9 protein-coding genes are annotated in these 9675 nt (G+C 46.2%); 3 read left to right on the plus strand and 6 right to left on the minus strand.

Going from position 1 to position 9675, the window contains the following annotated elements; genetic code table 11:
- Positions 1 to 209: 209 nt before the first annotated feature.
- On the plus strand, positions 210 to 743 hold the full coding sequence (locus ACKU4E_RS07760) for an N-acetyltransferase family protein (protein ID WP_320170506.1): 534 nt from the start codon (positions 210 to 212) through the stop codon (positions 741 to 743).
- A 19-nt stretch (positions 744 to 762) separates the two neighbouring features.
- On the opposite strand, the gene ACKU4E_RS07765 is transcribed toward ACKU4E_RS07760, so the two are convergent.
- From ACKU4E_RS07765 to ACKU4E_RS07775, 3 genes are all read right to left on the minus strand, one after another.
- Positions 763 to 1401, minus strand: coding sequence for a LysE family translocator (locus tag ACKU4E_RS07765; protein WP_320170507.1), 639 nt, complete (start codon positions 1399 to 1401; stop codon positions 763 to 765).
- Positions 1402 to 1590: 189 nt separating this feature from the next.
- Positions 1591 to 2445 (minus strand): aldo/keto reductase, encoded by an 855-nt coding sequence (locus ACKU4E_RS07770; protein WP_320170508.1) that lies wholly within the window; start codon positions 2443 to 2445, stop codon positions 1591 to 1593.
- Positions 2446 to 2568: 123 nt separating this feature from the next.
- Positions 2569 to 3102, minus strand: coding sequence for an HD domain-containing protein (locus ACKU4E_RS07775; RefSeq protein WP_320170509.1), 534 nt, complete (start codon positions 3100 to 3102; stop codon positions 2569 to 2571).
- A 515-nt stretch (positions 3103 to 3617) separates the two neighbouring features.
- On the opposite strand from ACKU4E_RS07775, the gene ACKU4E_RS07780 reads away from it, so the two are divergent.
- On the plus strand, positions 3618 to 5075 hold the full coding sequence (locus tag ACKU4E_RS07780; protein ID WP_320170510.1) for a hypothetical protein: 1458 nt from the start codon (positions 3618 to 3620) through the stop codon (positions 5073 to 5075).
- A 520-nt stretch (positions 5076 to 5595) separates the two neighbouring features.
- Here ACKU4E_RS07780 and ACKU4E_RS07785 read toward each other — a convergent pair.
- From ACKU4E_RS07785 to ACKU4E_RS07795, 3 genes are all read right to left on the minus strand, one after another.
- Positions 5596 to 6054: a hypothetical protein gene (locus ACKU4E_RS07785; RefSeq protein ID WP_320170511.1), complete on the minus strand. Its 459-nt coding sequence runs from the start codon at positions 6052 to 6054 to the stop codon at positions 5596 to 5598.
- Positions 6055 to 6237: 183 nt separating this feature from the next.
- A complete protein-coding gene (locus tag ACKU4E_RS07790; protein WP_320170512.1) occupies positions 6238 to 7557 on the minus strand; it encodes a DUF2201 family putative metallopeptidase in 1320 nt (439 codons plus the stop codon).
- 9 nt (positions 7558 to 7566) lie between these two features.
- Complete coding sequence (locus ACKU4E_RS07795; RefSeq protein ID WP_320170513.1) at positions 7567 to 8550, minus strand: MoxR family ATPase; 984 nt, start codon at positions 8548 to 8550, stop codon at positions 7567 to 7569.
- Positions 8551 to 9182: 632 nt separating this feature from the next.
- Between ACKU4E_RS07795 and ACKU4E_RS07800 the strand changes: the two genes are divergently transcribed.
- Positions 9183 to 9611, plus strand: a complete 429-nt coding sequence (locus tag ACKU4E_RS07800) for a rhodanese-like domain-containing protein (protein ID WP_320170514.1) — start codon at positions 9183 to 9185, stop codon at positions 9609 to 9611.
- Positions 9612 to 9675 lie beyond the last annotated feature (64 nt).

Below are 9675 nucleotides of genomic sequence, written 5' to 3' on the forward strand. Positions count from 1 at the left end.
CTCATTTCATCGCCAATTGTTCATCCGAAAATCCAATTGTCCTCTACGTCACTTAGGCACCGGATCTAAACAGTCAAGCCGTTCACCCCCGCCGTCACCTTGTGGAATGACGGCAAATTAACTACAACAGCTTACCGACTCATAATTTTTCATACCGGTGTTCAGACCAGACATCTTATTGTAATCTCAACCAGTTAAAAGGCGCCTTTATGACCGACAGGATAGTGCTGTGCACATTCGATTCTCATGCGGAATCCATATTGAACATATTTAACGAGGCCATAATAAATTCAACCGCTTTATATGACTATAAAGAGCGGGATAAGGACAGTATGGTCGGATGGTTTGAAACAAAACAGGCCAAAGGATATCCGGTAATCGGCATAGAGAATCCCGCCGGAACACTTATCGGATTCGGCAGCTACGGCTCATTCAGGGCATGGCCGGCCTACAAGTACACAATCGAACATTCAATTTACGTACACAAGGACTTTCGCGGACGGGGAATTGGAAAAATACTCATGCGGGAACTGATAAACAAGGCTGCGGAAAACGACTTTCACGCTATGATAGGAGGGATCGACGCGACAAATATAGGCAGCATTCGCCTTCACGAAAAATTCGGCTTCAGGCATGTAGGCACGCTGCCCCAGGTCGGGTTCAAATTCGGCAGATGGCTTGATCTGGCCTTCTATCAGCTTATACTGAACACCCCAGCTCTGCCGAATGAAGACGGGGAATAACCTTGCAGGCAGGACAGTATCAGACTCTATCGCTGAGCAGGATACCTCCGCCCATGGCAATGAAAAGACCGCCCGTGAGTTTGTCGATCTTTTTCCCGAAATCCCTGAATGAAAAATGTCTGCCCACCGAAGAGGTCAGATACGAATAACCGAGGTGCACTCCGGTAACGATGCAGAAGATAGTGATATACATAACGGCAAACTGCTCATAAGCCGGATGGGCAGTATCAAGAAACTGCGGCAGAAAGGCTGAAAGAAAGATCAGGGTCTTGGGATTGCTTGCCGAAACGCAGAATGCTTCAATCAGGAGCCTGCGTGAAGATGTGATTTTTGCCGATTCTGCTTCTTTTTCCATGGGACGGTTTTCAGCCTTGCGGGATAAAAACAAATTCTTGATCCCCAGATAAATGAGGTACGCGCCCCCCAGAGTTTTCATGACAACGAACCAGAACGGCAAAGCCGAAAGCAACTGGCCGACTCCGACCGCGACGAGGCAGACTATCAGCAACTGGCAGATCAGATTGCCGCACACAGTAACAAACGCAGACTTCCATCCGTACCGGATGCTGTTCTTCATAACCAGCAAGACATTAGGCCCCGGAGAAAGAGTTATCACCAGGTAGGCCAGAAAAAACATTGCCCACGTTTCTATATTCATTGAACATCCTAAAAAATTGGAATTAACTTTTTGCGACCGGAAGGCCAGGAATGCCCGTACTCCCGCCTGATTTCATCACAAAAGCAGTCAGCCTTTCACTAACCGGTAATTTTTCAGAAGTATAGTGGTAGGGCTGGGGGAAACCTCAATAGCCGGGAGTTACAACGCTCAGCAGACGACACGGGTGCATCAGTACCAGTCGTGCTTTTCTTTACGTTCAAGAACTTTAATCATGGACATTTCTTCGCTGGACAATGAGAAATCAAATATATTGAGATTCTCTTTTATATGATCGGGATTGCTTGACCCGGGTATTACAATTACTTCTTTCTCCATGTTCCATCTGAGAATGACCTGCGCGGAAGTTTTGTTGTGGGTTCGCGCGATTTCAGAAATCGTCTGGTTATCGAGTAATGGCGCGGTGTATCCTCTCCCTCCCAACGGATACCAACCCTGAACAACTATTCCCTTGCTCTGGATGAATGGAATGACATCAATATCCTGATAATATGGGTGTATTTCGTTCTGCACAAGAGACGGCATGATATTGATTTTTGGGAGAAATTCAGTCAGTTCCTCGATATAATAACAGGAGAGTCCAATTGAACGGATATTTCCAGCTTCCACAGCCCGTTCCATGGTCTTGTATGCTTCCACATCGTCCTTTCCGGGATGATGAAGCAACATCAAGTCAACATACCCGATATCAAGCTTTTGAAGCGCTTCATCTATAGCCGCCTCGGCATTGCCATACTGGTTCGGGTACAATTTGGTGGTGACAAAGATATCATCCCTCGGAACCCCAGACAGCCTGACCGCCTTACCCACACTTTTTTCATTATGGTACATAAAAGCCGTATCAATCAGACGACCACCAATTTTCAGATGTTCAATAACGGATGTTACGCAAACGTCATCCTGTAAACTGTATGTTCCAATGCCCACTATAGGCATCTTATACCCGCTGTTAAGCAAGACATTTTTTTCTTTGAAATTGAATGTCCCGATGCTCTTTGCAGCACTAATTTCATTATCCTTGGGCATAGCTCCTCCAGATAGTGCGAAACAGGTCAGCCGGTTTTAACAGCCTGCCCCCTCTATATATTTCCATGGATTTCACGCCGCCAAAGATTTTATAATGAGGGCGGTAGATTATTGAGATAATTTTTAGCAATACTGCCCGTACCCGATTATTTTCTTTGCAAGCCTTTCGGCCAACACAGGCGAGGCATCTTTCAGTTCGTCATAAATAAGTTGCGCTTCGTCTCGATATGCTGCGCACTTCTCCGATGTCCAGTATGCCGGCGGCGGCTGCAGATTAACTATCCGATCTGCCAACTTAACCAGTTGCACCGCTTTCGGCAGAACTTTCAGACGTGCCAGACTGTCGAGCATCTGTGAGCGTTTATCCGGAAGCGTCTTGTCCTTCGTCAGGCCGGACACCCCCATGGCAATATCCTCTCCAAACAATTTAGCGAGTTCGCCCAAAGTGGTATCAGTATCCTCAACTGTATCGTGAAGCAGAGCACAGCAAACCGCCAAATCAGCATTGCGGTCAGGCTCTTCAATCATGGCCGCCATTACTTCCATGGCGACAGAACCGACATGAGTGATGTAAGGCAATTCCGTGCCAGGCACGAGCTGTCCATTGTGCTTTGCTGCTGCGAATTTCCAGGCAGCCATATATTTATCCGGGCTCATCATTAGAATCCTTATGCTTTGGGGCCGTTCAGTATCCCTGCAATTCCCTCGAGAAGACCATACATCCAATACTCCAGCCTTCTTGGCTGAAAAGCTGCAACAGGTAAAAAACACCTGAATTTCTTATTCAACTTCGAGTCATATTTCTCGAAATCACTTGATATGTCAAAAGAACCGCAAAATAAACACAGTGTTTCGTAGAATCTGCAAGCTGCATTTAACCCAGCACCATGAAAACCAATTCCGAATAGGGAGAGGTGTGAATTATACAAGTTGGGGACGTCAAAGAAGGTGCTTTCTTTTCTATATTCCGGGAATGTGTTGTGACATCGTAAAAACCACGGCGTATTCGTACGTTTTATAACCAACTTAAATATAAGTATAAAAAACCCTAAAGCCAACAAATAATCAGTAGAATCTTGCCCATTAGTAGTTTTTATTATAAATAGCGCTGTGTGACAAAAATAAATCAAAACCTCCCCTCAGTAAAAGAGATTCTTCTCGAGCAAGGACCAATGCTATCAAGCAACCTCATTGACCAGTATAAACAAATGGGGCTTTCAGCGGATGCAGCTAGACAACGGATTTCTCGAGCCAGAGCAGACCTCAGATATCTATCAGGCTTAAGCTTCCCAAAACGAGCTAGATTCTTATACCTAAGCGACCACTTCCGCAAACCGGTTTACTGGGAAGCTCTGTATAGAGTTGTTAAAAAACATAGCCCTGCTTATGGTACGGCTCTTGTTGGACTGGAAATCAGGGACGGCATTTACCCCCAAAATTATTTACCGATTATCTTAGGCGCTCCAGTCAGACAGCAGGGCCAAATTGCTAGTTCAGTAATTTTAGAACGGCTAGAAGCAATTGATATCCTCAAAGTCGTTAGCTTTGATGGACTGGGGGAATGTGTTTATATTTCAGAGAATGGCATATTTCCATGCCCGCAATTAACAAAACTCCGTTCGAGGTTAATAACAGAGAATGTGCTTCTTGACGCAATAAAACGGTGGGCCGGACGTATGAATATTGCCAGCCCAGAAGCGACCACGACAAGAGCCCCCAGCACTCTGCCAAAATTTGGAACTTGCCACTTTGATCTTTGCGGACCTTCATATCTCAACCCATTGGTAGAATTCAACAATAATAAAATTCAGCCGGGCTTTTTCGTTTCTGATGTTGTGCTAGGTGTAACACTTGATATTAATGGGATAAGACCCTTTACAAGAAAATGTGCCATGCTCAAGGCTTTGAGAAACCTTCCAAAATTCTTGCCTATGTTAGTAGCAGATAATTTTACCCCTGAAGCCCTACGAGAATGTCGCTCTCAGGGGATAATTGCAACTAGGCCAGATACAATTTTTGGGAAAGACGTCGCAGAAGCACTCACGAGTCTCCTCGACACTCTTAACAATTCAGCGGCCATTGCAGCGGTAAATCCAGACCGAATTGAAAAATTGTTTTCTGGAATTTCAAAAATTGAAGGTGCTGCTTCAAATCTTCGAGGAGCACTATTTGAATTGATCGTCGGACATTGTGTGCGAACACTTGAAGCTGGATCAATTGATCTTGGAATACAAGTATACGATAATATCAATGGGAAAAATGCAGAAGTCGACGTTAGGCTTGTGAAAGAGCGAGACGTAATTATTTATGAGTGTAAGGGATATCAACCTTCATCGAAGGTCTCTTTTGATGAGATTAATGAATGGATTACTAAAAAAATACCAACTATCTACAGTGCAACACGTCAGGAAAGTCGGTTTGACGGAACAATCCGTTTTGAATTTTGGACATGCGGAAAATTCCATGCTGATGCCATTGAATTACTAGCCAAGACGAAGTCATCGGTTAAAAAGTACGAATTGGATTGGAAGGACGGGAGTCAGGTTAAAAAGTATTCAAGCAGGATACGTGCAAGTGGCATCAAGAGGATACTAAATGAGCATTTCTTCAAACATCCACTAAAATTATAACTCTATCTCAACCCCTATGTCAGTTCAAAAGATATAAACGCTGACACACAATTCACCGACACAAAATATATTTACCGCAATTGCATATCGCATGTTGTCAAAGCCGGAAAAGAGGGAATTCTTCGACTTTGATAATATTGGAATATCAACATCTTATTTCGGCATGACCGCCCAGGCAGGTAAGTCCATAAGGTTGATCCCCCATAGTATGGGTAAAAGAAATACAACCGTTACAGTAATCCAGATGGCACAGGCTAAATCGAGCACTGATCCGACTCTGGCCATCTGTCCAAGACCGATACAGCCGGAGTTGTAAACAACTGCCACATAACTTACAGATTCGGTTGCTTAAAGCGATGCCTCCTTCGTCGTTCGGACATCAAGTTCTGGAAAACAATTTTTAAAGAGATCTGTGTAGCCTGCACAAAGCCAGAAGAAAAAACTGCCAAAACCAATGGTGTTCTGCCGTATTGTCACAGAATGGTCCTGTTGCGAAGAATTTTGTGTGCTGCTGTTCATACTAAAACCCCGCAGCCTGCAAAAACTTCTGTGAAATCAATCCTACGGCGATATTCTTGCGAGTCTCTTCAGACAGCTCAAGCCTTCCTTCTGTTTCGACAGGTTTGCTGTTGTATACGTCATTCAAGGCAGCTTCAAATTCTTCGCGCAGCCTGATGAATGATTCCTCCACTTCAGGATACTCAGCGTGTTCCCGCCAGGGAAGAACTAATTCGCCATCAACTTCACCGGTTTTATAGTCGGGAGTGTATATTCTATACGTACCGCACTCTTCACCGCCTCTCTCCCTTTCTCCGGGTAAGCATCCGGCGAACCATGAGCCTGGAGGGTGCGGAATCGACGACTGTATCACAATACGCTGCATACCCAGATCTTTTTCAAAATCTTCCAAAGTTACGGTGTATGTCAGCACCGGACGAAAATTTCCCCGTTTCTTTTTAATACTCCATTCAATAATCATCATAATCCTCCTGAATGTCTCAAGCGGGCCTAAAACTTTATAAAAATCCGGCCGTTGCCTTCGCTACGCAGGACTTTCGACTTAAGCGACTTTCAAACCAGCCTCCCAAATGCTTTTCGGCGGAGCAAAGAAAACAGCAACGTTTGAAAAATGGTCTTCAAAAAGTTGACTATCTAATTTTACCTAATAAATATCGACCATCTCACCAAAAGGGGGTGCATACCCTGCCCCTCCGATCCTGACCCAGAGCACCGGGTAATCCGGTTCCTGGCTGGGAAATTTTCCACATTCCATATCAGTCAGGTAAACCAGACAGGCTGGATGCAGATTTTCTTCATCCAGTCTTTTGAATACCGGACGAAAATCCGTTCCACCACCGCCCTCGGCTTTAAGGTTAAGGGGCAGGTCGGCTCGACCGAAAACCTGCTCTCCGGCAATGCCCATATCACACCAATAGACCCGCATCGTTGTGTCGTATGAATCCAGAATGGAAGAAATTTCGGAACTGAATTGTTCCAGTTCCCTCGGACCAATGCTGCCGGAGGTGTCAATTGCCAGCACAATTTCCGGCAACTGCTCGGTAGAAAGAGACGGCAGATAAAGATTCATGTGAAGGTGTCGGCGGCTGGGCGGGGTCCATGAATAGTCGTTACGGGCGCGGGCACTGATAAAACGGTCCAATAATTCCCGCCAGTCCAGCTGCGGGTAGAGAAGCTTTTGTACCAGCCGTTCCAATCCACCAGGCAGTTCTCCGCAATCCCGAGCCAGATTGGAGGCCTGTGCCAAGGCCTGCAACCAGTTCTGATCAGTTTCAAAGCCTTCATTACCGCCACCGGAATCTGAATCATCCGCAGCATCTCTGATTTCCCCTGTTCCGGCAGGGTCTGCCGACATCTCATCTTCCGCCAGTCCTTCAGAATCTTGAGATTCACCTGGTTCAGAATCTACGGATTGTTCGCTGTCTCGGTCCTCTCCGTTTTGTAACCGTTCTTCATCTTTCCCCTGTTCGTGGTTATCGCCTTCGCCCTGCCCGTCTTCGTATTCGCCATCAAGTCTCCTAGGGCCATCCTGCTGCCTGCCTATTTCCGGGTTGCCGTCCTGATCGAACTCCACCCCCAACTCGGTATAGATTTCCTCAGCGGTCTTGCCGTGGTATTTTTCATCATCCAAATAACCGGGAGGCAGCTCAAAACCGGCTTCAATCAGAATCCAGTTAATGGAATGGTCACAAGCCATGTTCCAGAGGCGCTCATCACGTTCTTTCCTGCGCCTGTGATGCTGGCAGGCAGGATGCATGACAATATGGGCCAGCATACCCTGAACTTCTTCGCTGGACAGCCTATCTATCTGGTGGGGATTAAATCCCAATATTTTGCCGTCAGTCCATGCGGATTGGCAGGTGTAGTCCACCTGCGGTTCCATACGCAAACACAGGGAACCGAAAAAAGGATGATTCAATAAAAGATTCGCCCGGGCCTTGATCAGTTTCCGCTCTGCATTCATGGTTGCTCCCTAGATCAGGATATCGGAATTGGCTGTGGCCCAGCTTGCAAAGGCAGCACTCTCTATAATGGACCGCTCTTTCTTCACAGCATTGCGTACCAGCAGCACGGCGAATTCCGCAGGAAGGCGTGAGGCAAAACTCATTATGCTTTCTGTATTATCAGGGGTAGCCTTGGAACCTACCGATTCGCAGAGAGCGTAAACCGTGGCAGGGTCTTCGGGGATTAAAGCTGTATCAGGGGAATTGATGATAAAGTCAGGATCAGGAAGCTTGCGATAGATTTTGCAGAACCCGAAAAATTCAGCGGCAGCCCCTTCGCCCACTGTTCCCTTGTATAACTCATACTCTATTTCGGGCTCCGGCCTGCCTTTGATAATTTCTGACACAAACTCCCATGATCGCGGGGAAGGAAAGGCCTTTTCGTTTCGGGAAGGATCAAAATCATGAAGCAATCCGGGACGAAACTTGATAAACGCCTGCAATTCTTCGGCAATACCATTTTGCCCAGCCCAATCCAACCAGTCATTTGTACTGGTGGCAAAATCAAGATGCACAAATCTGTTGGAAAGTGCAGACGGCATGCGATGGGTAACCGCCTTGTCAGATTCCCTGTTCCCGGCAGCAACAATCAACCAGCCTTCAGGCATTTGGTACTCACCAAGCTTCCTGTCCAGCACCAATTGATAACAGGCTGCCTGTACCAGCGGCGGTGCTGCGTTGAGTTCATCCAGAAATAGAATTCCTTTACCATCCTTGGGCAAAAAAGACGGAGGACACCACTGTGCATCACCGGACTCCGAGATTCGCGGTAAACCGCGCAAATCCACGGGGTCAAGCAGTACCGCACGCAAATCGGTAAGCTCGTACTCCAGTTTTTCGGCCACCTGTCTTACAACCTGACTCTTGCCCACTCCGGGAGGCCCCCAGATGAATACCGGCTGTTTCGACTTGATAAGGGTTAACAGAGATTTAGCGATCAATTTAGGGGTCATATATTATCCTCGGAAATAATGAAGTTGCAAAATATCATTGAGAACGACTTTTAATATCAACTAGACAAATATTAGCTACTAGAGATTGAAAGTCGTTGTCAACAAAATCCTGATCGGCAATAAGGTCTCCCGATTCACTTTCAAGCTGTAAGACAAATTCTGATATTGCGATTACACCTGATTTAAAGCAGTCTAATTTTTTGCGCTCATTTTACCGCACGCTCCGCTTTGGCGGTTTTCACTTCTAACTGGCAGATAAAAAAGGATTTCCCGGATAGTCTTCCAAACACGCATAAGCAGATCCTCATCAAGATCATTGATGAATTTTCAAAGGACTCACGTATTTGGGGGAAGTTTATTGACCTATATCTCGCGCTACGGGAGAACGAGGGTGTGAAAATTAATAACGATGCCCAAAGCATATGTACCGATTATTTTGAAATAGAGCTCTGCGCTCGATCCGAACAGTAAATAAAATGATGCAATTTTCATCGTAAACCGACAGGTCTCCCACGGCCTGATTTCGATCTGATTTAATAATACCAACCACACACAACCATCCGTGTTTTCAATTATCCATAAAGATAATCCTTTGCTAAGAAAATTAAATTTAACAAACAAAGGAGACACGTATGAAACTGCATAGACTTGCCGTTCCGTTCATGATGCTGCTCATGGCACTGACCGCGTCCGTGGCGCTGGCCGGAGATTTCAACTACATTTCCCCGGCGGATATGAAGGCTAAGATGGAGCAGGGCGAGCCCATGCTCATCGTGGACATCCAGGTCGCTGATGAGTTTGCCCAACATCACCTCAAAGGAGCCGTAAAGACCACGGCCTACCCCGTTAAATCAGACGAGGACAAAGCAAAACTGCAGGACGTGCTGGGCAAGGCCAAAAAGGACAATCTGCCTGTGGTCATTATTTGTCCGCGAGGCAAGGGCGGAGCCAAACGCGCGTATGACTATATGAAAGAAAACGGCGTTGACGAAGGACGCCTTTTGATTCTGGAAGACGGACAGCAGGGCTGGCCCTATCCCGAACTGCTGGCGAAAGATTAGTTCCATATTCCTACTGATACACCAAAAGCCCCGGCATCCAGTGATGCCGGGGCTTTCTTATATG

Source organism: Maridesulfovibrio sp. (assembly GCF_963677005.1).
In the GTDB taxonomy this organism is placed as follows: Bacteria; Desulfobacterota; Desulfovibrionia; order Desulfovibrionales; family Desulfovibrionaceae; genus Maridesulfovibrio.

Coding starts and splice junctions, on each gene's coding strand:
- ACKU4E_RS07765 (WP_320170507.1), bottom strand. CDS start 1,401: ATGAATATAGAAACGTGGGCAATGTTTTTTCTGGCCTACCTGGTGATA.
- ACKU4E_RS07760 (WP_320170506.1), top strand. CDS start 210: ATGACCGACAGGATAGTGCTGTGCACATTCGATTCTCATGCGGAATCC.
- ACKU4E_RS07775 (WP_320170509.1), bottom strand. CDS start 3,102: ATGAGCCCGGATAAATATATGGCTGCCTGGAAATTCGCAGCAGCAAAG.
- ACKU4E_RS07795 (WP_320170513.1), bottom strand. CDS start 8,550: ATGACCCCTAAATTGATCGCTAAATCTCTGTTAACCCTTATCAAGTCG.
- ACKU4E_RS07770 (WP_320170508.1), bottom strand. CDS start 2,445: ATGCCCAAGGATAATGAAATTAGTGCTGCAAAGAGCATCGGGACATTC.
- ACKU4E_RS07780 (WP_320170510.1), top strand. CDS start 3,618: ATGCTATCAAGCAACCTCATTGACCAGTATAAACAAATGGGGCTTTCA.
- ACKU4E_RS07785 (WP_320170511.1), bottom strand. CDS start 6,054: ATGATTATTGAATGGAGTATTAAAAAGAAACGGGGAAATTTTCGTCCG.
- ACKU4E_RS07790 (WP_320170512.1), bottom strand. CDS start 7,557: ATGAATGCAGAGCGGAAACTGATCAAGGCCCGGGCGAATCTTTTATTG.
- ACKU4E_RS07800 (WP_320170514.1), top strand. CDS start 9,183: ATGAAACTGCATAGACTTGCCGTTCCGTTCATGATGCTGCTCATGGCA.